25 protein-coding genes and 1 pseudogene are annotated in these 23,129 nt (G+C 44.6%); 24 read left to right on the top strand and 2 right to left on the bottom strand.

Features of this window, described 5'->3' with window-relative positions; all coding sequences use genetic code 11:
- Positions 1 to 12 precede the first annotated feature (12 nt).
- The 7 genes from H150_RS0104220 to H150_RS0104190 are packed head-to-tail and all read left to right on the top strand — an operon-like array spanning position 13 to position 2,242.
- Positions 13 to 546, top strand: coding sequence for an N-acetylmuramoyl-L-alanine amidase (locus H150_RS0104220; RefSeq protein ID WP_019957805.1), 534 nt, complete (start codon positions 13 to 15; stop codon positions 544 to 546).
- Positions 539 to 706 carry a hypothetical protein gene (locus tag H150_RS15080; protein ID WP_019957804.1) on the top strand — a complete coding sequence of 56 codons (168 nt, stop codon included), beginning with the start codon at positions 539 to 541 and terminating at the stop codon, positions 704 to 706. Before H150_RS0104220 ends, H150_RS15080 begins: the two co-directional genes overlap by 8 nt.
- Entirely contained in the window at positions 703 to 951 is a 249-nt protein-coding gene (locus H150_RS0104210) for a hypothetical protein (RefSeq protein WP_019957803.1), read from the top strand. Before H150_RS15080 ends, H150_RS0104210 begins: the two co-directional genes overlap by 4 nt.
- Before the next feature lie 11 nt (positions 952 to 962).
- Positions 963 to 1,319 (top strand): hypothetical protein, encoded by a 357-nt coding sequence (locus H150_RS0104205; protein WP_155970399.1) that lies wholly within the window; start codon positions 963 to 965, stop codon positions 1,317 to 1,319.
- Complete coding sequence (locus H150_RS0104200) at positions 1,309 to 1,554, top strand: hypothetical protein (RefSeq protein ID WP_019957801.1); 246 nt, start codon at positions 1,309 to 1,311, stop codon at positions 1,552 to 1,554. The genes H150_RS0104205 and H150_RS0104200 overlap by 11 nt, the downstream gene beginning before the upstream one ends.
- Positions 1,551 to 1,745: a hypothetical protein gene (locus tag H150_RS0104195; protein ID WP_019957800.1), complete on the top strand. Its 195-nt coding sequence runs from the start codon at positions 1,551 to 1,553 to the stop codon at positions 1,743 to 1,745. The genes H150_RS0104200 and H150_RS0104195 overlap by 4 nt, the downstream gene beginning before the upstream one ends.
- Entirely contained in the window at positions 1,745 to 2,242 is a 498-nt protein-coding gene (locus H150_RS0104190) for a DUF1804 family protein (RefSeq protein ID WP_019957799.1), read from the top strand. The genes H150_RS0104195 and H150_RS0104190 overlap by 1 nt, the downstream gene beginning before the upstream one ends.
- A 165-nt stretch (positions 2,243 to 2,407) precedes the next feature.
- Here H150_RS0104190 and H150_RS14715 read toward each other — a convergent pair whose 3' ends face one another.
- A complete protein-coding gene (locus tag H150_RS14715; protein WP_019957798.1) occupies positions 2,408 to 2,914 on the bottom strand; it encodes a hypothetical protein in 507 nt (168 codons plus the stop codon).
- Between the two features lie 46 nt (positions 2,915 to 2,960).
- Between H150_RS14715 and terL the strand changes: the two genes are divergently transcribed.
- The 12 genes and pseudogenes from terL to H150_RS0104130 all read left to right on the top strand — a co-directional run bounded on the left by terL (position 2,961) and on the right by H150_RS0104130 (position 12,349).
- The gene (terL, locus tag H150_RS13700; RefSeq protein ID WP_051082987.1) at positions 2,961 to 4,580 is read left to right on the top strand and encodes a phage terminase large subunit; all 1,620 of its coding nucleotides are present in this window, start codon (positions 2,961 to 2,963) and stop codon (positions 4,578 to 4,580) included.
- A gap of 25 nt (positions 4,581 to 4,605) precedes the next feature.
- Positions 4,606 to 6,018 (top strand): phage portal protein family protein, encoded by a 1,413-nt coding sequence (locus H150_RS0104175; RefSeq protein ID WP_019957796.1) that lies wholly within the window; start codon positions 4,606 to 4,608, stop codon positions 6,016 to 6,018.
- Positions 6,011 to 7,336, top strand: coding sequence for a phage minor head protein (locus H150_RS0104170; RefSeq protein WP_019957795.1), 1,326 nt, complete (start codon positions 6,011 to 6,013; stop codon positions 7,334 to 7,336). The genes H150_RS0104175 and H150_RS0104170 overlap by 8 nt, the downstream gene beginning before the upstream one ends.
- Positions 7,333 to 7,641, top strand: coding sequence for a hypothetical protein (locus tag H150_RS0104165; protein WP_019957794.1), 309 nt, complete (start codon positions 7,333 to 7,335; stop codon positions 7,639 to 7,641). Before H150_RS0104170 ends, H150_RS0104165 begins: the two co-directional genes overlap by 4 nt.
- A gap of 267 nt (positions 7,642 to 7,908) precedes the next feature.
- A complete protein-coding gene (locus H150_RS0104160; RefSeq protein WP_026353460.1) occupies positions 7,909 to 8,880 on the top strand; it encodes a hypothetical protein in 972 nt (323 codons plus the stop codon).
- Positions 8,873 to 9,229 (top strand): hypothetical protein, encoded by a 357-nt coding sequence (locus H150_RS0104155; RefSeq protein ID WP_019957792.1) that lies wholly within the window; start codon positions 8,873 to 8,875, stop codon positions 9,227 to 9,229. The genes H150_RS0104160 and H150_RS0104155 overlap by 8 nt, the downstream gene beginning before the upstream one ends.
- A 19-nt stretch (positions 9,230 to 9,248) precedes the next feature.
- Positions 9,249 to 9,947, top strand: a pseudogene (locus H150_RS13695) (major capsid protein); the annotation flags it as partial.
- Between the two features lie 140 nt (positions 9,948 to 10,087).
- Positions 10,088 to 10,234 (top strand): major capsid protein, encoded by a 147-nt coding sequence (locus tag H150_RS15375; RefSeq protein ID WP_280520944.1) that lies wholly within the window; start codon positions 10,088 to 10,090, stop codon positions 10,232 to 10,234.
- A 2-nt stretch (positions 10,235 to 10,236) separates the two neighbouring features.
- Positions 10,237 to 10,650 (top strand): gp436 family protein, encoded by a 414-nt coding sequence (locus H150_RS0104145; RefSeq protein WP_019957791.1) that lies wholly within the window; start codon positions 10,237 to 10,239, stop codon positions 10,648 to 10,650.
- Between the two features lie 2 nt (positions 10,651 to 10,652).
- Positions 10,653 to 11,099: a phage virion morphogenesis protein gene (locus H150_RS0104140; protein ID WP_019957790.1), complete on the top strand. Its 447-nt coding sequence runs from the start codon at positions 10,653 to 10,655 to the stop codon at positions 11,097 to 11,099.
- 1 nt (position 11,100) lies between these two features.
- Positions 11,101 to 11,556 (top strand): phage tail terminator protein, encoded by a 456-nt coding sequence (locus H150_RS0104135; protein ID WP_019957789.1) that lies wholly within the window; start codon positions 11,101 to 11,103, stop codon positions 11,554 to 11,556.
- Between the two features lie 46 nt (positions 11,557 to 11,602).
- Positions 11,603 to 12,349 carry a phage tail tube protein gene (locus H150_RS0104130; protein ID WP_019957788.1) on the top strand — a complete coding sequence of 249 codons (747 nt, stop codon included), beginning with the start codon at positions 11,603 to 11,605 and terminating at the stop codon, positions 12,347 to 12,349.
- A 54-nt stretch (positions 12,350 to 12,403) separates the two neighbouring features.
- Here the strand turns inward: H150_RS0104130 and H150_RS14710 are convergent, their stop codons facing one another.
- Positions 12,404 to 13,135: a J domain-containing protein gene (locus H150_RS14710; RefSeq protein ID WP_019957787.1), complete on the bottom strand. Its 732-nt coding sequence runs from the start codon at positions 13,133 to 13,135 to the stop codon at positions 12,404 to 12,406.
- Between the two features lie 166 nt (positions 13,136 to 13,301).
- Between H150_RS14710 and H150_RS0104120 the strand changes: the two genes are divergently transcribed.
- From H150_RS0104120 to H150_RS0104095, 5 genes are all read left to right on the top strand, one after another.
- A complete protein-coding gene (locus tag H150_RS0104120; RefSeq protein WP_019957786.1) occupies positions 13,302 to 17,714 on the top strand; it encodes a tape measure protein in 4,413 nt (1,470 codons plus the stop codon).
- A complete protein-coding gene (locus tag H150_RS0104115; RefSeq protein ID WP_019957785.1) occupies positions 17,714 to 18,118 on the top strand; it encodes a hypothetical protein in 405 nt (134 codons plus the stop codon). Before H150_RS0104120 ends, H150_RS0104115 begins: the two co-directional genes overlap by 1 nt.
- A 131-nt stretch (positions 18,119 to 18,249) precedes the next feature.
- Positions 18,250 to 18,564 carry a hypothetical protein gene (locus H150_RS0104110; protein WP_019957784.1) on the top strand — a complete coding sequence of 105 codons (315 nt, stop codon included), beginning with the start codon at positions 18,250 to 18,252 and terminating at the stop codon, positions 18,562 to 18,564.
- 210 nt (positions 18,565 to 18,774) lie between these two features.
- On the top strand, positions 18,775 to 22,242 hold the full coding sequence (locus H150_RS14705; RefSeq protein WP_019957783.1) for a hypothetical protein: 3,468 nt from the start codon (positions 18,775 to 18,777) through the stop codon (positions 22,240 to 22,242).
- A gap of 13 nt (positions 22,243 to 22,255) precedes the next feature.
- Entirely contained in the window at positions 22,256 to 23,128 is an 873-nt protein-coding gene (locus tag H150_RS0104095; RefSeq protein WP_019957782.1) for a hypothetical protein, read from the top strand.
- Position 23,129: the final 1 nt, after the last annotated feature.

The raw sequence follows: 23,129 nt of genomic DNA, 5'->3' as shown, positions 1-23,129 counted from the left end.
TTAGGAGTCTGTATGAAAAACGTCATCACCATCACAGCCGGTCACAGCAATACAGATCCTGGTGCGTGCAATGGTTTGAGTCGTGAAGCTGATATTGCCGCCGACATGCGCAATATGGTGGCGCATTATTTGAAAACAGCAGGAGTTGAAGTGCGTACCGATGGTGAGGGCAAACGAAATTTGTCTTTGAGCCAAGCGGTGACCTTGATTAAAAACTCTGCGGTGGCGGTTGAATTTCATTGCAACTCTGTCAGCGATAAGCGTGCAACAGGCGTGGAAGCTTTGGCGAGCAGCAACCACAAAACCATCAGTCAGAAGCTGTGCAAAGCCGTTGCCGATGAAATGGCGATTCCTTTGCGTGGTGACAAAGGTTGGAAACCTGAAAATGCAGGTTTTCACCACCGTCTTGCTTATGTTAGCAATGGCGGCATTATTTTAGAGCTGTTTTTCATCAGCAATGATGATGAGTTGGCGATTTGGTATGCCAAAAAATGGCTGATTGCCCGTGCGGTGGCTCAGGTGTTGATTGGAGTGGCCAATGATTAAAGGATTATTGGCTTATTTAGCACGGTGGCTGCCTAAAGCGACTTCTTTAAAACCAAGTCGTATTTATTGCCATTCTTACCCAATCAACCGTAATCGCCATAGCGGTGTGGCTGCTGCCAAGCGTTTGGCCAAGAAGCGCAGAAAGGCAAAAAAGCCATGAAAAACTGGTTTAAATCCCTTTTAAAAGCCTTGGCAGGCAATGAGGTAACAGGCGCACCGAGCCATACCAAAATTTGGGCATCGGTCGCTTGTGCCACTGCCACATGGAAATTCATTCACATTCCTGAACCATCGGTGGACATTTGGATGGCTTATTTGGGTTTGGTCGGTGGCTATGCTTTGGGACGTCGTTGGATTGCATCTAAGCAAAGCATTGAAGAAAACAAACAGGAGTCCAAAGAATGAAAACGCTTGGCATGAGCGGTTTGCTTCATCAGTTGCTCAATCAGCTTCATGCTCAACTTGAAGCCAAATACATGGATGTCAGCTTGACTGTGCAGCAATTACCTTGGGTTTTACAAGTGGCTGATGACTTAATGACGCAAGGCATACAAAGCGTTTGTGTACGTTTTAATCACGATTTAAAAGCCATTATTGTGACCAATGTAACGGCTGAAGCCGTTAAAAATGCTTTGGCCAATTATGAGCAATATTATTGTCACAACGACACCAATGAGCAAATTGCCGTTATTGAAAAAGACGGTGAAGTGGTCAATGGTTACACCAAATTGATCGTGATTTGTACAGAATTTGAGGTCAATCATGACCATTGAGATGGCATTTGGCATTTTGATGTCTGTGGCTGCTGCTGCCATTGGTTTAAGCATCAAGCGTTTGTTTGCTCAAATTGATGAGCAGCAAAAAACCATTAACCAAATGCAGGTGCAGTACAAAACCCGAGTCGATGCACAGCAAGACAATCAACAACTTTTGAAGTCTTTAGAGCGCATCGAAAACAAAATTGAAAAAATGAGCGAAAAACTAGACCGGAAAGCAGACAAACCATGAACCAAGATAAAGAAGCCATGGAGTTATTGCAGCAAATCAACAGTAAATTGGATGTCTTGGATGGCAAGGTAGAACAAATCCACAAAGATGCTAAAAAAGCCGGTGCAGTGGCAGGTGGTGTGGCAGGTGCAGTTTCAGGCGGTCTTGTGGCCACAGGCATTGCCTTTATCAAAGCACAGATTGGCTTCTGATGGCACATCCAAAACAAACCCGTACCAAGCTGCGTCAAGCCTACGTTTTTGATCAATACAGCTTAGAAATTGCGGCTTTGAATGTCGGTGTATCGTTTGCTACTGCTAGGCGTTGGAAGTCGGAAGCCAAAGACAGCGGCGATGATTGGGACAAAGTAAGAGCTGCTCATGTGTTGGCAGGCGACTCCATGGAAGACTTGGGACGGGCGATTTTGAGTGGGTTTTTATTGCAATACAACGCAACCATTCAAGAGCTACATACCAGTGAATTGCCTGCGGCCAAAAAAGTGGAATTGCTGACAAGCCTTGCAGATGCTTTTAACAAAACCACAGCAGCCAGTAAGAAGGTTTTGCCTGAAACCAATCAATTGGCCACGGCTTTGACGGTGGTACAAAAATTGGGGGACTTCATCCAAACCCACCATCCCAAACATTTGCCTGCATTTGCTGAGATTTTAGAGCCGTTTGGGGCGGTGATTCAGAAGGAGTTTGGGTGATGGAAGGTTTATTTGACTTTGTAAATCAAAATGTCCAATTTTGGTTAGAGCCGCAAGCTGAAAAAATGGTTTTGATGCTGGGCATCAACCCGATTCATTTACCACCACAAAATATCAGCTTACCAATTGGTAGTGGTTGGATTGAGTTTGAATATATCGATACGGTCAAGAACCAAGCAGTCTACCGAGCCACTCAATGCCTTCTTGACCGTGCTCCAAAGCATAATCCAAACCTTTTAGAGTTAAATGTTCAAGAGATGATTCGCTTAATGCCTTGATGCGTTCAATCCAAGTGGTTTTCTCTGCTTCAGAAAGATGAGGGTTGTCCATAATGCGCAGTTGGAGCAAGTCTTTAATGGTATCAGCATGAAGTTTAACGGTCACAACACCAAGTACAGCAGAAAGACCACCATCATCTGCAAGAAAATCGAAAGCTCTGGCAGTGGGCTGGCAGCTAGACCAAACAAGTTGGGGAATTTTATCCTCAAATGCTCGTGGAATGGGCTTAATTGTAATTAGTTGGTGCATTTCTAAGTATAGAAGATTACCAATCACCTCCTCTTTACCGTACTCACTAATCCAAGTATTAAAAATTGAATTGTCAGGTGATTGAGGGAATTTAGATGTGAGTTCTAATAGAACAATATTTTGTAATTCACGATTCAATTTCATGGATGGTATGGCTCCTTTGAAAATTTAAGGCGATTTTATGTTGAAAATGAAAAACAAAGAATTTATCCAATCCTTAGCCGACTATGCCGCCCAGCTTCGCCGCACCATTGAAGCTGAGGTGGATGGCTTTGATCCATCACCCAAGGCGATGACAGAACGGCGTGCCAAAGTGTTGGACTCTGTGCATGGCTATGAGTATTTTGTGAACACCTATTTTCCGCATTATGTTCGTCATGCGGAGAAATCCCAATTGCATGAACACCTTTTCAAGAGATTGCCTGAAATCGTTGCCTCTAGCAACAGCGAAAACGATGCGATTGCCGCTCCTCGTGGTGAAGCCAAATCAACTTTGGTCACGCAGTTATTCAGTCTTTGGAACATCATCACCGCCCAAAAGCATTTCATTGTGATTGTGATGGACAGCATAGACCAAGCCTACCCTATGCTTGAAGCCATCAAAGCCGAATTGGAGTTTAACCCACGTTTAATGGGGGATTTTCCTGAAGCTGTGGGTGGTGGCCGTGTGTGGCAAGCAGGGACGATTGTGACGGTCAATGACATCAAAGTCCAAGTGGCAGGCAGTGGCAAAAAGTTACGTGGTTTGCGCCATGGTCCTTATCGACCTGACTTGACCATTTTGGATGACATTGAGAATGACGAACAAGTCCGCAGCCCTGAACAACGAGACAAAACCGATGCTTGGGTCAAAAAAACCATTTTGCCTTTGGGCGGTGTGGGCAGCAAATACGATGTGATTTACATTGGTACCATCTTGCATTACGACTCTGTTTTAAGCCGTGTTCTGAAAAATCCGTTCTGGAAACGTCTCAAACTCAAAGCCATGATTCAATGGCCAACCAATATGAGTTTGTGGGAACAGTGGGAAGAAATCTTTCGCAATAGCTCATTGGAAGATGCCGAAGCAGTTGCAGATGCGTTTTACCAACGCCATAAAGCAGTCATGGATGAAGGCGCTATCACCTCTTGGGCAGCCCGTGGTGTGTTGGCATTGATGAAAATCCGCGCTCGTGATGGCCATGATACGTTTGATTCTGAGTACCAAAATGATCCTGTGGCAGGGGATAACGCACCGTTTGCCAATGCCATTCAATATTGGGTACACCATGCCGATGATTGGCTTTTTTATGGCGCTTGTGACCCATCATTAGGCAAAGCAGGCAAAGGACGTGACCCATCGGCATTGTTAGTCGGTGGTTACAGCCGCAGGCGTGGTGTGTTGGATGTGGTGGAAGCCAAGATTCAGAAACGCTTGCCTGACAAAATCATTTCCGATGTGATTGCTTTGCAGCGTGAATACAAGTGTTTGCTGTGGGGTGTGGAAACGGTGCAGTTTCAAGAGTTTTTAAAAGACGAATTGGTCAAACGCTCCGCTCAATTGGGCATTCCTGTACCCGCTCGTGGCATCAAGCCAACCGCAGACAAAACCTTGCGCATTGAAAGCATACAGCCACACATGAGCAATGGCTTGATTCGTTTGCACGCTTCACAAACGGTATTAATCGACCAATTGCGTCATTTCCCTATGGCCGACCACGATGATGGTCCTGATGCCTTGCAAATGTTGTGGATGATGGCCACCACAGGCGTGGCCAGCAGCAATGCCCGTCCAATTGTCATTCCTGAACCCGTATTGCCTTTCTTTTAAGCGTCCTGTAATGGAAATTTAAACCATGTTTAAACGTAAAAAAATAGCCACCACTGCCAAAGTATTGGTAGATGCCACAGAAGGCTTATTGGACAGTGTTATCCAAAGCACTGAAAGCACCGACCAATTGTTGACCCGTTTGGGTGTCAGCCGCCAACAAGCTTTTGATGCCATCACGGCTGACGATGAAGTGGAATCTTGTCGTGAAGACTTGCGCATGGCAATGCTCTCCAAAACATGGCGTTTGTGGGGTGAAGATGCCAGTGACGATGATGTCAATCGGTTGTGGAAAACGGTGCGCAAACAATTGCCGCATTTGGTTGAAGCGGTATTGACTGCCAAAATCAATGGTTTTGCAGTGGTGCGTTATTTGTATGAGCCTGAAGCCGATGGCTTTTTAAACATCGTTAAAATCAGTGACAAGCGCGGTGAATTGGACAAGTATTTGCCGCGTGCAGATGGTGCATTGGTATACAACAGCGACAATGGCGAGCAAGTGGTGGACACACAAGTGTTGTATTCACTCATTACCAGTCAAGCCACGCCGCAAAATCCTGCCGGTGAAATGGCAGGCGCACGTTTGTATCCTGCGGTGGCCATACGCAAACAAGGCTTTGTGTATGCCGCTCAATTCATCAAACGTTATGCACAGCCTTATATGATTGGCCACATTGAAGGCGAAACCGATGGTTTTGTCAGCAAGTTGTACAGTTTTTTGTCCGGTGGTGCGATTGCCATCAGCCGTGAGGACAAAATTGAAATGCTGCAAAACAGTGCCGATGGCCAAGCGTTTCAGCGCTTAGAACGTATGGCCAATGCCCGCATTCAAAAAGCCTTATTGGGTAAGGTCAAAACTTCTGATTTGGAAAATGGCAGCCGCGCCGCTCAAGAAACCGAAGAAACCACCAAAGGCGATCGCATTGATGGTTATTTGTACATGTTGACTTTGGCAGTACAACACATGATTGATGCCTTGCTGTTGGTGAATATAGCTTATGGCAAAAGCTTGAGTGCGCCAAAAGGCTTATGGTTTGAATTCAACAAAGAGTCGGAAATTGATGTCAAGCGTGCTGAACGAGATGCCAAGTATTGTGAAGCGGCAGGCTTGCAATTGACCAAAGACTATTTCATTGATGTATTGGGTTTGGAAGAAAGCCATTTTACTTTGGCTGAATCGCAAGCGGTACAGGCGCAATTGTCAGCCAAGCTGTCCAATCTGAAGTCTGAGCCTGTGGTCAACCATTTGCCATTGAATGTGTTTACCAAGCCCAAAATAGATGCGCTGTTGTCTGCGTTAGAAGCCTCTGATAGCTATGCCGAATTTGAAAGCAAGCTAGGTGCTTTGGATTTGAGCCAAGGCGATGCCGTCATCATTCAGCGTGTCTTAGGTGATGGTGTGCATGAATGGGTCAAAGGCAGCGAGGCCAATAATGGATGAAATTGAATTAAATCCATTGGGTTTGGTAGACAAGACAGCATTGCAGTTTTTACAAAGCAAAAAATTGTTACCAGGCTTCAGCCACTATGATGTGTGGCTGCATGAACATGCGGTGGCATTTACAGTAGCCAAGATGATGGATGCGGATTTATTGGCTGAGACCAAAACGGCTTTACAGGACGCTTTGCAAAATGGCACCGATTTCAATACGTTTAAACAGCGTTTAAAACCGTATTTAATGAGCCAAGGTTGGTGGGGTGAGCAAATCATGCTCGATCCACTGGATGGACAAGCGAAGATTGTGCAATTGGGCAGCACACGCCGCTTGGAAACCATTTTTCAAACCAATATGGCCACTTCCTTTGCCGCAGGCCAATGGTCACGCATTCAGACCAATAAAGCGGCTTTGCCCTATTTGCGCTATAACCCAAGTGCAGCAGGCAATCCACGAGATGCCCACAAGCCTTATTACAATCTGATTTTGCCTGTGGATCATGAGTTGTGGTCACAGATTTACCCGCCCAATGGCTATGGCTGTTTGTGTACAGTCAGCCAATTGACCCGCCGCCAAGCCGAACGTGAAGGCATCACCGAAGAACCTGAAGTGACCATGACCGAGTTTGTGAATCCACGTTCTGGTGAAGTGGTCAACATCCCTGCCAACATCACACCAAGCTTTGCCCACAACCACGGTGACCGCTTGGGTGCATTAGAAGCCTTGTTTGGTGAGAAGCATGGTGTGGATGCATTATTTCAATTAGAAAATCAACTTGAAGAATACTTACAAAATCGCGTTAATTTTAACGCACTGAATACAGTTAAGGTAGAACGGTTGGTTGATGATTTGATTAATCAGAGTTTGGTACAACGCTTATTGATTGACCCATTGGATGGCAAAGAAAAGCTTTCTGAGGCTATTTTTGCGGCACTGTGGCAAGAGCAAGTTGGGGATGAATTGGTAAGATTTGACTTGCTTAAAAGCATCAATACTACCAATCAAACACTACCGACACCTGATTTTATGATTGTTGATAAGACATTGCCAAAAGAAGATTGGTTAACGTTAGAACTCATGTACACGTTGGATGCTAATAATGCTTACCAAGTTGCTGAGTTGAACAAATCCTTATCAAAATCATCTCAGGCTTGGGAAAAACAAAAAAAACAAATTTTGAGACATCTGGATAAAGCTGATATTTTGGCTTTGGACATGCGACAACTGAATACCATTAATCAAGTTAAAATAATGAATTATGTGTTAGAGTTAAGCGATAATTTACGTTCTAAATTGCGTTTGATATTTGAAAGACAACCATGATTGGTTTTTTATACATTACTCCGAATGATAACTTCGATTGCTTGGAGTTGAATGGTCCAGCTGCGCATGCTGTATTTGATGCCATTAAAGAGCCTATGTCTAAACAATTGGGCGCTGAATGGTTTAAACGGGCTGAATTTGAATTTGAGGTGTTGGAAGAAATCAATCTAACAGAATTGAGTGCTGATGATTTTAATTTGGTTTGTTCTTTGATTTTGAATGCTGCCAAAGACAATACTTGGATTGCTGCATTTGAACCTGAATTACAAAAACAATTGAAAATAGATCCACGCTACAAAAATTAAGTACCCAAACTCAAGTTTTCACTCAAAGCCCATCAAGGGCTTTTTTAATGCTTATTCAAAAACGCTCACAGAAGCCCGTAGAGGGCTTTAAAACCCAAATCAATACCCAAGCCTACCCAAGCCCTATACTTTGCATCCTGAGTGAATTTAATGGGCATTTAATGGGGTATTCAGTTTGGGCATCTTGTCAAAAAGTGTCTTGGTCTTCTAAAAACGTACTGACACGCACCAAGACACGCCATATAACCATTCCCTGCACAATGGGGCATGAATACGAAAACCCCCACCCCCCCATCTCCGAAACTTGGTGCCAAGCTCTCTAGTGGCATCAATGTGGATTTTCAATCTGCCAAACCTGATGAATTGCGCAAGTTCTCAGGCATTGGCAATTCAGGCCGCCCATTCAATTATTTTGATAAAACGGTTGTCATTGATTTTGACAACATCACATTCAAATCCACCACTGCTATTTTGCATGAGCATGTGCACCCTGCGGGCGCGGCTCAAATCACGATTGATGAGCAAGGTTTGCGCGTCAATGGCCATTTGCTCAGCAATGAACATGGCTCAGCCATCGCCAAAGACTCAGATGAAGGCTTTCCCTGGGAAATGTCGGTGTATGTGCAAGCGGGACGGATGGAGCTAGTGAAAGCCGGTTCAAAACTGGCCGTCAATGGCCATCAAGTGGTGGGTCCTGTGGAAATTTGGCGGGATTGTGTCGTGCGAGAGGTTTCATTTACGGCTGTGGGGGTCGATGCCAATACCAGTGCCAAAGCACTGTCTGATTTAAACCAACCTAAAAAGGATGAGGCAATGACGCAAGAAGAACAAGAGGCTTTTAATCAACTAAAAGCAGATGTAGAGGCTTTGAAACAAGCCAATACCGATGCAGAAGCCAAAGTCAAGACGCTTGAAGCTGAAAAAGCCGAAGCTGAAAAAGCAGCGCAAGAAGCATCGGTGGACGCGCAATTGTCAGCAGCAGGCTTTAAGCGTGCAGAAGATGGCAAAGGTTTTACCGGTGTGTCACAAGCGACTTATGGCGCATTGCTGTCAGCCAAAGCGGATGATGCCAAAGCGATGATTGCCGATTTGAAGCCTTCTGACGCCAAACCGAGCATTCCACACGCTTTGCTACATGACTTGCACCAACCACCACAGCCAACGCCTCAAGACGGCAAGCTGTCAGGTTTGGCTGCCGATGCAGCAGCCCGCCACAACAAAGGAGCCAACTATGTCTAGCTATGTAACCAAAACCAATCCTGCCACTTTGGGCATTGGTATTGGCGATATTTTGAAATACGAAGCCACGCCTTTGACCCGTGTGTCGGTCACCGCACCCGCAAACACCAAAGCTGGTGCATTGGTGGATTATCCCTTGCGTACCAAGCCATTGGTGGCTTTGACCGATGAAGCAGATGGCAAAGTGGTGGTTCAGCCTCACAACTGCATCATCAATTTGGATCACGTCAGCGAAGCGGCCATTGCCACTGCTTTGGGTTCGACAGAACAAGCGCCCAAAGACGTGGATGATTTGATTGAACAAGGTGATTCGTTCGGCATTGTGTATGTCGGCACACCTAAAGCCTAACTGAAATAAGGATACAACCATGCCTTTGAGTAATGACGCACGCTTTGGCGTGCAAGCGATGACTGAAGCTGTGAATGCTTTGCCAGTCACCCCAACCCAAATCCGCGATTTGCAATTGTTCAAGCCGGTGTATTTGAGTACCACTTATGTGAATGTGGAAGAACAAGAAGGCCAATTGAATTTGGTTCAATCCAAAGAGCGTGGCAGCCAAGGTGATCCATCAATCAGCCGCACACGCAAAATGAAGTCTTTCAAAATTCCCCATTTGCCTAAAGATGATGTGGTTTTGGCAGAAGATGTCCAAAACATCCGTGGTTTTGGCACCACGCAAGCGCAAACAGTGGAGTCAACGGTCAATGACAAATTGGCAGACATGAAATCTGACCTTGAATACACACGTGAGCATTTGGCGTTGGGTGCGTTGCAAGGCTTGATTTTGGATGCCAATGGCGATGTCTTGTTTGATTTGAATGCGGAGTTTGGCTTGACTCGTACCCCACAATCGTGGGCTTTGGGCAATGATGGCACCAAAGTCGGTGGCAAGATTGACCAAACCATCACTGCTTTGCGCAAAAAGCTCAAAGGTGAAATGGTCAGTAAATGGGTGTGTTTGTGCGGTGCCGAATTCATGGAAAAGTTGAAATACCATGACTCTATTAAAGCCTTGTATGAACGTTATCGTGACGGTGCGACTTATCGTGAAGGCTCTTTGAACCACATCAGCTTTGAACACAATGGTGTGCAATTCATTCAGTACGATGGTGAGTTTGGCACTGATGCAGACATTGCAACCAACAAAGGATCATCTTGCCATTGGGTACGCGTAAAGCCTTTGCTGAGTATTTCGCGCCTGCTGACATGTCTTCTGCGGTCAATACCAAGGCTTTGGCGTATTACGCTAGCCGTGAGAAATTACAGCATGACAAAGGTTGGTCTTTGCATGCTCAATCCAATGCCTTGCCTTTAGTTTTGCGCCCTGATTTGCTTGCAACGGTGACAGTGTAATTATGGCCATCATCACGAAGCAAGACATGTTAGACCGCTTTGGCGAACGTGAATTGATTGAGCGTACCGATCGTGAGCGTTATGAACAAATCAATGACGTGGTCTTGAATCGTGCAATGGCTGATGCTGAAGCCGAAGCAAACGCCTATTTACAGGCCGCTGCTTTGGTTTTGGCAACACCCATGCCCAAAGTCTTGGTCATCAAAGTTTGTGACATTGCCCGTTATTACTTGTATGACGATGCGGTGACTCAAATCATCGAAGACCGCTACAAGCAAGCAGTGACTTGGTTGCGTGATGTGGTGCGCAATCCACAGATGTTAGATGCCACTGCCACACCCACCACGACCAATCCATCACAGTGTTCGGTATTGCCGAATCAGCCTGATACTTGGGCAAGTTTTGTGGATTTATAGCCATGCGTCTGATCATTACCGCAGATTTGACCCCCATCAGTGAGCGTTTGACGAATTTGTCAAAGCAGATGTCTGATTTAAAGCCGGTGATGTCAGCCGTTGGTGGGATTTTGGAAAGCAGTACCCGTTTGCGCATATCCAATCAGAAAAAAGATGCCAGTGGCCAAAAATGGGCAGCATTGTCTGAAAGTACTTTGCGTGCAAAACGCAATAAAAAAGGCGGAGTCCGAGGTTCTTTATTGGTCAATCGCGGCATGTTGATGCGCAGCATTACTCATGCTGCATCAGCACGCAGCGTGATAGTCGGCTCGAATATGGCATATGCCCGCTTTCATCAAGAAGGCACTCAAAACATGCCTGCTCGACCATTTTTGGGCTTATCCAAGCACGATTATGAGGATGTTGCAGATTTATTGGACGATTGGTTAAACGGTTTGATTGGAAATTGACATGCAAATGCACGACAACATGTTGGCTGTGTATCCGACGATTTTAGAACGTTTGGCCACGATAGAAGGTGTGAAGGCAGTAAAAGAAGCAGGTGAGTTGGCAGTTTTGATGGCGGGCGTGCGTGAAAAGCGTCAAATGTCCCCCTTGCACGGTGCGGTGTATGTGATTTTTGGAGGCCATACACCGACCGACAGTGCAAGCAAAGGCAAAAACCAAGTCAGCGAACTGAATTTTACGTTTGCTTATTGTTCCCGCTATGTCGAAGGTGGTAAATCCAATCTATACGAAGTAGGCGCAGTTTTAACCGCCATTAAAAAAGCCTTTCAAGGCTTTGATGTACCGAGTTTGGTGGTTAAGCCTTTTACAGAGGTACAAGCGCCACCGATTGAATACAACGATGGTTTTGCTTTGTATCCACTGAGTTTTGTGACATCTGTGGCCACAATCTTGAATTAACAGTGTTTTAAAACAGTTTTAAATCTTTTTTAAATAGGAGCCAATCATGGCACGACAAGAAGACAATGGTTTGATTTTTGTAGGTCAAACGTTTATCCGCAATCGCAATATTGCCGATTCAGGTTTTGTGGATGTGGGCAATGTGACCAGTTTGGCCTTGAAGTCTGAATCGGAAACCAAAACCCGCGTCAGCAAGCAGCGCACTAGCGTTGGTCAGGCTTTAGACAGCGTGGTGACACCGCAACCGACCACCGTGACTTTGAAAAGCGATACCTTTGACCGCCAAAACTTGGCTTTGGCTTTGATGGGTCAAGACAGTGTGTTTACTCAGGCGGCTGAAACCATTGCCGATCAATTGGTGACGATTGGCAAAAAAGGCCAATGGTATTCATTGGGTAAAACAGCGATTGAAGACGTGACAGTCAAAAACAGTGCTGATGCCAATGTTGATGAAACGGCTTATCAGATTAATGCTGATTTGGGCATGATTATGATTTTAGAAGCCAGTTCGACTGTCGCTGAAGGTTCTGCAATCAAAGTATCGTTCAAAACCCAAGACAAACAAGGTTTCAAAATTGATGCTGGTACAGTGGCTTCTTGGGACTTGGAAGTGCGTGTTGTCGGTGAAAACCGTGTCACAGGCAAAACCGGTATTTTGCACATTCCACACATGTCTGTGGGCGCTGATTCTGAAATTGATTGGTTCAGTGATGAGTTTGCCGAGTCGTCTTTTTCAGGCAATGTCATCAAATCAGGCAGCAATGCACCCTACTCGTTCACAGAAACCAATTAAGCGATTGGTTTAGATGAAAGCGTCCTGTAAAAATACAGGACGCTTTTTTTGTACTTAAGTAAGATTGCTTTGACAATGCTTGCACTTAATCGCATTTTTTAAAATGGTTTCACTGCAAAATGGGCATATAGTTTCTGCTATTTTTTGATTGAATTGTTGCTGAAATTGCACACTAGCAGTGTAAACCACGTCATTGCTTTTACACCTAGAACACACTTTCCCACCTCGACGCCAAATCATATAAATAATACCAGGCACAATGAAGCATAAAAGTAAAATGAATGTAATCAATATATTTCCTCTGATTACGGGTCTACCTATTTCTCCACATTTATTACAGGACACCATATTTTTGTCCTGTAATTGGGTTTTGAGCTTTTGTAGTTTGTATTCTTTAGAACGCTTGTATGTTTTTTCAAGCGTTTTCTTTTCATTCATCTGTTCAGCAACCTGCTGCACCTGCTGCAAACCACTGTTCACAACTGACTTTACTTTTTTGATGCGCTCTTTTTTATCTTGTTCTTTTTGACGTGCCAACTGCTGTTTTTCTAACAAATCATTGTGAGCCTGTAATTCTGTTTCGACCTGAATTTTTAAGTCAGGATATGCAACAAATAAAGCAGCATCATATTGAGAGCGTTTATCTTCATTCAATAAAACGTTTTTTACTTTTTGCAATTGTTCTATTGAAAGCAATCTTTTTTCAGCCGCTCTGTTTAATGCTTGTTGAATTTGGCTTTGATTTGATGATGGTTTGATATTTAGTAATTCATATAAATTAATCATGATTTCTATCCATGTTTTTAAAATTTCACCACATATGATAAATCATTATTCAAAGTTGCTTTGTTTTTAAAGCAAAATGTGTAGATGCACTGACATTCAACAAGCCACTAACTCCCCCTCTAAAACCGAATAATACTGCCATTATCGGAACATTGTTGGTGTGAGCATGGCAAATAATATTCAGGCAGGTATTGAAATCAGCGCAGAAGTTGCAGGCATTAATAATATTCAGCGCTTATCGAATGAGATTGAAGGCTTGGGCGGTGATGCTTCTGATTTACGCCAACGCTCACAAGCGCTTTCATCTACTTTCAATGAATTGGCCAATAAAAAAGCTTTGATTACACAATTTCGTGAACTCAAAGCACAAACCAATCAAGTTGGCTCAGCGTTCCATCAAGCCCAACAACAAGTGAATACCTTGGCCACTCAGATGCGGCAAAACCCTTCTCCAGAACTATCAGCTCAGTTTGAAGAGGCTAAAAAAGCTGCTCAAAGTCTTCAAGCACAACATCGACAGTTGCAACAACAATTACAGCAAAATCGCAATGCAATGACACAAGCAGGGCTATCGACTGCCAATCTTGGTACTCAGTATGGACAGTTAACAGCCCAAGCAGCTCAAGCACAAGCTGAATTGACTGCGTTGACGGCTGAAGCAGAACGATTGCATCAAGTGGCAACCGACCGTGTACTCCTTGGTTTGGATGTGGATGACCGAGCTGCTCGTGAAATTGCACAATTGACTGAATCATACGAGCGTTTGCGTGATGGTGGTACTTTAACCAATGAAGAGTTGGCAAGAGCAACGGAGTCATACCAACGAAGTTTAGCCAATTTGAATGGTGAAGCCGAACGTTTGCGTATCGTAGCCTCTGATCGTGTACGCCTTGGTTTGGATGTAGACGACCAAGCCGCTCGTGAAATTGCACAATTGACTGAATCATACGAGCGTTTGCGTGATAGTGGCACTTTGACCAATGAGGAGTTGGCAAGAGCCACTGAGCTGTATCGACAGCGCTTGGCACGACTCAGAAGTACAGGTGATCAAGTACCAAGCAGCTTGAATCCGATTGCCGCATCTATCCGAAACATTGGCAAGCAAGCCATGGCCATTGCAGGTGTGACCATTGGTTTTGACATGCTAAGAAACAGCATTCAGTCGGTATTGCAAAAAACCCAAGAGTTTGAAGCCATCCAAAAACGCTTCAATTATGCATTCGACGGTGTAGAAGAAGGTGGACATCAGTTTGAGTATGTGAAAAATGTGGCCAATCAATTGGGTTTAGAGATGATGGGAGCCGCAAATGGCTTTGTGCAACTTGCTTCTGCTACCAAAGACTTGAACATGACCCAAGAGGAAACCAAGCAGACATTTGAGGGTGTGGCCACGGCTGCTGCCGCTATGAACTTGAGCGCAGATGAGACCAATGGTGTCTTCTTAGCATTAAGCCAAGTTGCGGGTAAAGGCAAAGTCTCAATGGAAGAGCTACGTGGTCAAATTGGTGAGCGCTTGACTCCTGCCATGGGTATTGCCGCTAAATCTATGGGTGTCACCACAGCTGAATTGGAGCAAATGGTAGAAGCAGGTATCAGTGCAGAGGACTTTTTGCCCAAGTTTGGCGCTGCATTAGAACAAGTGTTTGCAGGAGAAGCCGCAGGCAATGCAGCCACTCTAAATGGTCAAATCAACCTGCTTAAAAACCAATTTAACGAGATGTTAAACAGCCTGGGTCAAGGCGGCATGGCTGATGCTGCCATCACCGTCATGCAAGACATTGGTGAGGCCATGCGCTGGTTGGAAACGCAGATGGCAGCCTCCCCATTAACGGGAAGTTATCAAGATAAGGTTGTCAGTGCTTATGAAGGCATCAAAGAGCTGGCTTTAGGAATCTATGAAGTATTTTCTACGGTAACGGAGCAAATAGACAATACAATCAATGCATTTACAGGTTTAGGAGGTGCTTCTGAGGCTGAATTCAGTTTGATGAGAGCCAGTGTGGAGGGTGGCAATGTGTTGATTGGCGCATTTAGAGATGGTATTGAAGTGGTCAAAATCAGCATTGAAATATTGGCAGGTGTTGCTTCAAAGCGTTTTGCACAGATTGCGCGCGGCTTGGCACTCATCACTTTTGGTGATTTATCTAAAAACTTCTCTGAAACTGCTCAAAAATTAGAGGCTGATGCACAAAAACACTTTGGTAAAGCACAAGAATCTGCCTTGGCTTTTGAGTCCAAAGCTTCAGAAGCAGCCAGACGCATGACAGAAACCCAAAGCGAACGTTTTAAGCGCCTAGAACGTGAATCCAAAGCCGCTTATCAGCAAGCAGCAAATGAAGCCATAGCAGCCGCTAAATCTGCCCAAGAAGCACAGCATCAAGCCAATGCTGCCATTGGTACGGATGCCGAAGAAACCGCCGCCAAACAAGCCGCAGAAGCTCAAAAGGCAGCGAATGCGGCAAGGGTCGCTGCTGTCAGAGCTGAACAAGATTGGACTGAGGCACATCAAAAAATTGGCGGTACGGCTGAGGAAGTCACCAAAATCACCGAACCGATGCGCCAAGCAGGTTTGGCATCCCAAACCACAACCGCACAACTGAAACAGGTTTCAGAGGCTTTGGCAGATGCCAAAGGTGCGGCTTTGGGTTTGGGTTTGAATCTGCGAGGTGCTGCCAGTGATGTGAATCCTGCCCTAGATTTGGTCACTGAAAAGATTGTCAAATTACAAACAGGCTTTCATGAATTAGAAGCCTCTGGTACCAATGCCAGTTGGTTGGTGCGTGAAGCCATGGGAAAGATGCTAGAAACAGCAGGCAATCCTGCTGACATCGAGGCAGTCAAACAAAAATGGCGGGAGTTTGGCGAATCCGGTGCCATGTCTGCATTGGACGTAGAAAAAGGCTTGATTCAGGCAGAACTCAAACTACAAGACCTTAAAAACACCTTAACGCCAATAGATTTGGCTTTTCAAAACACCACTGCCAATGCTACCAATATTTCAGAGGCTTTGATTGGTGCCAAAGCTGCCGCTCAGACTTTGGGCGTGGACATCAACACGGCAATGAGCACGCCGTCTGTCACCATGCTGCAAGCGGCTGCGAATGCCGAAAAGCTCAAAATAGGCTTTGATGATTTGAAAGCCAGTGGTGCCAATGCAGGCGTGGTGGTACGTGGTGCAGTCGATGCCTTGTTACAAGCAGCCAAAAGCGAAGCTGACATTGACTTGGCCAAAGCCAAAATCAAAGAGTTTGGACAAACCGGTGCCATGTCGGTACGGGATGTAGAACAAGGCTTAATCAATGCCAATATGCGTTTGAACGACATTAAAAACACTTTGAATCCAGTCAATCAAGCATTTCAAAAATTGGGTCTTCAAACCAAGGCGGCGATGGGCTTGGCAGCCAAAGACTTACAGGCCGCTTTTGAAAATGTTAAAAATTCGGGGGAAGCATCCACAGAAAGTTTGAAAGAAGGTTTCAAACAAGCGGCTGATGCGTCCTTGGCATCCGGTGACATACAACATCAAACATGGGTACGCAATCAAGCTGCCATCTATGGCTATGAGGTGTCGATAGACAATGCAGGTCGTGCCAGCTTGCAATTGGCCTCTGATGTGGCTGCATCCAATGCTGCTCAACAAGCTGCTACCCAACAGACCACAGAAAGTTTGAAACAACAAGCCGATGCAACAGAAGGGATTAAAACCGCCACCGATCAAGCCACCTCCTCTGCCTCATCATACAAAGCCATTACGTATGCTATGTTTGACCGTAACGTCATCAACAATGCCGAGGCATACAAAAACATGATAGATGCCGTCCGTGACCGAATGGACTTGTTTAATGGTACGGATGTGCGAAAATTCTTCAAAGAATACAATCGCTTGGTCGATGTTTATGTACAACAAGTCAAACGAGCACAAGATGCCACTGCGTTATTAAATCAAAAAATTGAGGAAGGTACTGTCAATCAAAAAGATTTGGCAGAAGCAACAGCCACCACCACCGTCAATATGGGCAAGTTGGACAGTACCACATTAGAAAATTTGAATAATGCGATTGACCAAGCCCGCCAAAAAATCCAGTCCTTACGTGATGAGGCAGAAGGTACACGTGCCGAACTAGAGGCTGAATTGGCATCTTTGCAAGGCGATGAATCTAAACGCGATGCTTTGGAACAGCAAGCCAAGCTGCGTGAACTGAATGCCAAACTACAAGAAGCGGAAACCGCCCAAAACAGTCAAGCCATTGGCGATTATCGAGATGCCATTAAGCTGCAAAAGCAGATTTATTCTGAAAAGCAACGCCAAGCCCAATTAGAGAAGGAACGTGCTCAACAGCAAGCTGAAACAGAACGTTTGACCGCAGAACAACAAATTTTGCAAGAACAATCGAACCAAAGCGTGGAAATCAGAGTAGGCGAAGCACAGATTTCTACTGATTCCATTGCCAATGGTGCACAACAAATCACCGCAGCTTTGCAAGCGGCAATGAATGGGCGTGACCAACGGGTGATTGATGAAGCCCTTAAACAGTTGGTCACACAGATTCAAAACGAATTGAAACGAGGAGGACGATGATGGCCAATTGGCATTTAAGACGCAATGACAACAATGAAATTTTGGAATTTGACCAAGATATGCTGTGGAATGATGAATTTGCCTGGTCAGCAGTGGCACAAACACAGCCAATACATTCTTTATCAGGTGCGGTATTGGTACAACAAGGCACCAAGTTAGCAGGACGCCCTATTACTTTGACGGGTGATTGGGTTTGGGCAACACGGCAAAAAGTCGAAGCGTTGCGCTCATGGACGGATGTGGCAGGTCTGAAAATGACTTTGACCCATTATGATGGGCGCAGTTTTACAGTAGGCTTCCGTTATCATGACGGTGCTTTGAATCAAGTCGAGCCAGTTCGGTATGTGACACCAGAAGCCAATTCCGACAGATACACAATGGCCATTCAATTAATGACGCTGTAAATCGGCTTTAAACCGATTTTAAAAACTGTTTTAAAACCCGTTTAACGTACTGACATCCCTCAAGACACCAGCCATGGTGTCTTTTTCTATACTGAAACCTACTCATTATTCACTTCAGCAAGGATGTTTCCATGATGATTTTGCCCACCATAAAAGCACTTGCTGTTTTTCAAGCAATCAAGCAACGCTTTGATGACGAAGAAAACTTAGATCAAAGCAATGAGGCATTTGTGCAAAGTTATTTTTTAGAAATCTTAAATACGGCAACCAATCAATTGTCCGCTTCAGATTGGATGGAGCTGTTAGTGGCATTAGGCATGTCTATGGATTCTGCCACATTTCTTAAAAGCTTCGATTGTGATGCAGAGAAGTTAGAAGCACTGTCCTCCAACGAGGCATTAATCCAAGCTTTTAAATCAGGACAAGATATTTGGGATTTGGTTTGAAGTGCATGTAAGACATATTTGCCTAAAAAAATGGCTAAAAATTGCTCATCTGCTTCAACTTTTAAATGGATGGACTGTACCAAATCATTCATTTTAGAGCGAAATTCATTTTTATCCATAGTTTAACCCTTTTAATCAAGATTCAAAGAAGTTATCACACCTCTAAAGTTTTTTATATGCATCAGTAATAAATAACTTAATGGAAAAACCATGACACAAACCACTCGCTTGACCCAACAAGACCTTAAAATTTATCCATCCGAGCGTTTAACCGACACCGATGATGGTGGTGGTTTGATGATGGGCACACCTTTGACAGGCATGGACAACGAACTTTTTACCCCTATTTCTGATGTTGACCGTACCATGGGCGCATTCGATGCCCGTTTGGTTTATCCCGGTGTCTTACGCAATGATGCAGAACCTTTATACGGTGCGCACTTTGTCATCACTGAGCCGCCATTTGCTCAAAATGTGTCGTATTTGGCATTCAAAGCAACCAAATACGGTGAAATTCGCCGTGAAATCATGCCAAGAATTGAAGCCTATTCAGTGCCAACGATTGAAGGACGCATGACTTTGTTGGGCAGACAGATTGCAGGTTCACGCATCATTCAAGCATACCAACGAGTAGAAGCCCCTTTGCCTTTGATTGGACAGCGTTATTGCCTCTCTTTTCAGCAATCGTCTACCAATTTGATTCAAGAATATTTCCGCATTCTGAGCATGACACATGAAGTACGTACTTTTGAAGATGCCAATGGTGCTGAATTTCAGCGCAGAGTCATCAAAATGGAAACCTCTAATGCCTTAAACCGTGATTTCAATGGTGTGGATTATCCAAGCAACAAAGGCTATGCCAACTCACCGACCAAAATTTTAGAAACCCAAGTGGCGGACACTGCCAAATATTATGGCTGTCGTCCATTAGATGAGGCTTTGCCAGCAGGCTCAGCGAGCTTAAAAGTCGATGATATTTTTGAAAAAATCGTACCAACCAGCTCGATTGAAACGGCTTATGTTGACCAATATCCAAGCAAATCAGCTTATTGGGTACAAACAGGACAAAAACAAGCGGTGTTTACAGGCGCCCGCAGTGCCGGTGATTTGTATTTGAATCAATCGGTTTTGCCTGGCAGTGTGGAATATGCCAATTATGAAGACAATGCCCAAGGCCAATTGATTGATGGCAGCAATGTGTTGACCATTGATTATGAAAATGCCGTCATTCGTGCCATGCCTACTTTGTCTTCTAATACGGTGATTCAAGCCATTCCTGCGGCCAAAGTCAGCAATTCGGTTTGTTCAACGGTCATTAATATTGATGACACCAATCAAGGCACGGAATGGGCACCTTTATTGAACCCCAAGCCCGTCAATGGCTCTGTGGTGGTTTCTTTCATGAGCCAAGGCACATGGTATGACTTAAAAGACCATGGTGACTACAATTTGCGCGATCATGAAGGCAAAATACGTGGTGCAGTGGCCCGTACAGGCTCTGCCATCATTTCTTTGCCTGCTCAGCCGGATGTGGGCAGCAAAATTGTCATTCAATGGGCACCGATTGATTTTTACAAAACCATCGATGACAAAGAGATTGGCAGCAACATGGTTTTACAAACCTTGTCTCCTGAAGTGGCTTTATTACAAGTGCCACAACCCATTATTAAACCAGGTAGTGTGCAAATCAACACGGGAACGGCCATGGTAGTCGATGATGGGCATGGTGCGTTGTCAGGCGTCTTTTCAGGTCGGGTAGACTATGCGGCAGGACAAATCTATTTGAATGCAGGCAGCAGTGCCAGCAGTTTGGAAATCAGCTTTGACTCTTATATAGCCGAATACGTCAAAACACCTTTCACCTTAGAAACCACCGCCAATCAAGTAATGGGCAGTATCGGTGCCAGCATTGCCGGAACCGTCAAAATTGTGGCTGATTTGTATTACCACGAAGCCATTAAGGCTTGGAACGTGATGGGCAATGGTTTTGCAGAAATACAAGAGCGCAATAAATTGGTGTTTACTGACAACGGCAATGGTCAACTGTGGATGAATGGTCGTTTGTTGGCAGGCTCTTCAATCGACTATGCAACCGGTTTGTTTATCGTCCCTTTCAATGCCATCAAAGCAGACTGCGTCACACCTTCTTGGGAAGCCACAGAAGCGGTTTTGAACCAATCGAGCATTGGCGAATGGGGCATATTCAAAGTGGTGGCACGCGATGTCACACCGATTGCAGGCAACAATTCTTATTGCTACAAACTGCAATCAGACGCTGTTCGCCCTTATTTCACGACACAAGGCATCAGCTATTATTCAACCAACATCTTAGCTGGTAAGCCACAGCCTTGTTTGTGTGTGCCCAACTCCTTTGTATTTGAAGTCGATGGCATCAAAATTTACGAGCGACAAGGTCGACTTTATCAGAATATCAACAACTTAACTGGCAATGGCATTGAAGTAGGTACTTTGTCGGTCTATGGCGATTTGTCTATCAGCAATCCAAGTTTGACCTTGGGGACCTTAAAAGTGTTGTCAGGTGTATATGCAGTAGGCGGCTTGTTGGGCAAACAAACCTATGGTTACACATTGGCAGCTCCTGTAAAACCGCAAAGCTTTACCGTTTATGCCAATGGCCAAAACGGTTTGGTCACAGGTTTGGCAGGTGAAAACGGCATCATTAGTGGAGCCATTACCGGCACCATAGACACCAAGACAGGTTTGTATGAATTACAAAATGACATTGGCTTTACGCCTGAGAGTGTGCGCTATAACACCGTCATTCAATCGAGTATCCCACTGGACAGCAGCATCATTGGCATTGATGCCGTTCGCTTGCCGCCTGATGGTCGGGTACCTATTTTCAGAAGCGGTGACATGATTGTCATCAGCAACAAAGAGCGCCATGAGATAGGCAGTACGTTCACCGCCAATCAAACCATTTCTTTGGGTCGTACCGACATTGATCGCGTGGCAGTGGTAGACAGCAACAATCAGCAAGTCGATGCCAACAAATACACGATTAATTTAGACAATGGCACATTGACATGGAGCAATCCATTGGATTTATCAGCTTATGCTTTGCCATTAATCGCACATACCATTCGTGAAGAAGAAAACCGTGTCATGTCAGCCGATATCAATGGTCGTTTAAAGCTGCAATTTCCAACCAATCGTGCTTATGGCACGCAAAACACGTATGTCTCTAGCGCCTTGATTGGTGGTGACATGTTGGTACGTGCCTCTGCCCCATTTAGCCAGAAAGCTTGGACCAATATTTGGAAAGATGAGCGCATTGGTGATGAAATTTTGGCCAAGCTCAATGTGCGTGACTACCCAATGACCTTGATTTCAGCAGGTGCCATTACTGAACGTTGGTTGTTGCGCTTTACATCAGCATCACAGTTTCAAGTCATCGGTGAAAGCATTGGTCTGATTTTGCAATCGGATATTGTCAGTGACTTATCGCCTGTCAATCCTGCCACAGGACAGCCTTATTTCACCTTACCCCGCCAAGCGTTTGGTGGCGGATGGGAAGCGCAAAACTGCATTCGCTTCAACACTTACAGCACGCCTATGCCCATTTGGATACTGCGTGCCATTCAACCGACGGCCATCAAACAAACTGAAAAAGATGGTTTTGTAGGCTGTTTGCGTGGCAATACCGTTGATATTTAAAAGGTGATAAAAAATGAGTATTCCAAAGTTTTTTCAAAGTACCGATGCAGGTGCGCCTGTTTTGACTGCCAGTGCAGGCTCATTGAATGCTTTATTAAAAGCCTGTTTAATCAATGGCTATGGCGATAAGCCTTCAGCAGGTTGGGAATTGGTATTTGAAAATCAAACCAATCATCAGTTGGTAGTGCGTTCAGTCAACATTGAGTCTGACCAATGCTGTTATCAATTTACTGACAATAACAGTGCTTATACAACTATCAGTGGCTATGACAATTGGAATGACAATGGTGGTATCAATCCATTTAACACATCAAACACACGCTATATTTTAAAACGCTCAGCAGCATTGGTAAGTGGAGCACTAGGTTGGGTGGTGATTGCAGACGATAAAAGTTGTTGGTTGGTCATTGTCAGTGCGGAATCATTAAATTGTTTGTCTACATTTTTTGGTGATTACCATGGTTTTAATAATTTGAAAAAACACTCCTTAATTTTGGCGGTAGGTTCAACAACTTATAGTACTTCAGTGGCAATGACTTCTATGAGCAAAGTCAACTCACGCGGCCTTGGTCCAAATGGTGTACAAATTACACTGGGTTCAGGAACACAAACCGAAGAGTATGGATTTGGTCCACGGGCAGTAAATACAGTTTCTTTGGTTGAAGGTGATTACATAGTATTTCAACCTGTTAAATTGTTTTCATTTGATAACAATACATGGCGCTTAACAGGTATATTGCCAGGCTATTTATTTTCAGATACCACTATCAGCCACAATGGTATTTATTCGAAGATACAAGACATTAATGGTTTACCAAATCAAACAGTCATTCAATTTTATTATCCATGGTGTGGCTCTCACTTTATTAATGTTAGTGAGTGGTAAA

The sequence above is a fragment of the Vitreoscilla stercoraria DSM 513 genome (genome assembly GCF_000382305.1).
Lineage (GTDB): Bacteria > Pseudomonadota > Gammaproteobacteria > Burkholderiales > Neisseriaceae > Vitreoscilla > Vitreoscilla stercoraria.
The sequence above is the reverse complement of the archived record's forward strand: the minus strand, read 5'-3'. Positions and strand labels throughout refer to the sequence as shown.

Coding starts and splice junctions, on each gene's coding strand:
- H150_RS0104220 (WP_019957805.1), top strand. CDS start 13: ATGAAAAACGTCATCACCATCACAGCCGGTCACAGCAATACAGATCCT.
- H150_RS15080 (WP_019957804.1), top strand. CDS start 539: ATGATTAAAGGATTATTGGCTTATTTAGCACGGTGGCTGCCTAAAGCG.
- H150_RS0104210 (WP_019957803.1), top strand. CDS start 703: ATGAAAAACTGGTTTAAATCCCTTTTAAAAGCCTTGGCAGGCAATGAG.
- H150_RS0104205 (WP_155970399.1), top strand. CDS start 963: ATGAGCGGTTTGCTTCATCAGTTGCTCAATCAGCTTCATGCTCAACTT.
- H150_RS0104200 (WP_019957801.1), top strand. CDS start 1,309: ATGACCATTGAGATGGCATTTGGCATTTTGATGTCTGTGGCTGCTGCT.
- H150_RS0104195 (WP_019957800.1), top strand. CDS start 1,551: ATGAACCAAGATAAAGAAGCCATGGAGTTATTGCAGCAAATCAACAGT.
- H150_RS0104190 (WP_019957799.1), top strand. CDS start 1,745: ATGGCACATCCAAAACAAACCCGTACCAAGCTGCGTCAAGCCTACGTT.
- H150_RS14715 (WP_019957798.1), bottom strand. CDS start 2,914: ATGAAATTGAATCGTGAATTACAAAATATTGTTCTATTAGAACTCACA.
- terL (WP_051082987.1), top strand. CDS start 2,961: ATGAAAAACAAAGAATTTATCCAATCCTTAGCCGACTATGCCGCCCAG.
- H150_RS0104175 (WP_019957796.1), top strand. CDS start 4,606: ATGTTTAAACGTAAAAAAATAGCCACCACTGCCAAAGTATTGGTAGAT.
- H150_RS0104170 (WP_019957795.1), top strand. CDS start 6,011: ATGGATGAAATTGAATTAAATCCATTGGGTTTGGTAGACAAGACAGCA.
- H150_RS0104165 (WP_019957794.1), top strand. CDS start 7,333: ATGATTGGTTTTTTATACATTACTCCGAATGATAACTTCGATTGCTTG.
- H150_RS0104160 (WP_026353460.1), top strand. CDS start 7,909: ATGAATACGAAAACCCCCACCCCCCCATCTCCGAAACTTGGTGCCAAG.
- H150_RS0104155 (WP_019957792.1), top strand. CDS start 8,873: ATGTCTAGCTATGTAACCAAAACCAATCCTGCCACTTTGGGCATTGGT.
- H150_RS15375 (WP_280520944.1), top strand. CDS start 10,088: ATGTCTTCTGCGGTCAATACCAAGGCTTTGGCGTATTACGCTAGCCGT.
- H150_RS0104145 (WP_019957791.1), top strand. CDS start 10,237: ATGGCCATCATCACGAAGCAAGACATGTTAGACCGCTTTGGCGAACGT.
- H150_RS0104140 (WP_019957790.1), top strand. CDS start 10,653: ATGCGTCTGATCATTACCGCAGATTTGACCCCCATCAGTGAGCGTTTG.
- H150_RS0104135 (WP_019957789.1), top strand. CDS start 11,101: ATGCAAATGCACGACAACATGTTGGCTGTGTATCCGACGATTTTAGAA.
- H150_RS0104130 (WP_019957788.1), top strand. CDS start 11,603: ATGGCACGACAAGAAGACAATGGTTTGATTTTTGTAGGTCAAACGTTT.
- H150_RS14710 (WP_019957787.1), bottom strand. CDS start 13,135: ATGATTAATTTATATGAATTACTAAATATCAAACCATCATCAAATCAA.
- H150_RS0104120 (WP_019957786.1), top strand. CDS start 13,302: ATGGCAAATAATATTCAGGCAGGTATTGAAATCAGCGCAGAAGTTGCA.
- H150_RS0104115 (WP_019957785.1), top strand. CDS start 17,714: ATGGCCAATTGGCATTTAAGACGCAATGACAACAATGAAATTTTGGAA.
- H150_RS0104110 (WP_019957784.1), top strand. CDS start 18,250: ATGATGATTTTGCCCACCATAAAAGCACTTGCTGTTTTTCAAGCAATC.
- H150_RS14705 (WP_019957783.1), top strand. CDS start 18,775: ATGACACAAACCACTCGCTTGACCCAACAAGACCTTAAAATTTATCCA.
- H150_RS0104095 (WP_019957782.1), top strand. CDS start 22,256: ATGAGTATTCCAAAGTTTTTTCAAAGTACCGATGCAGGTGCGCCTGTT.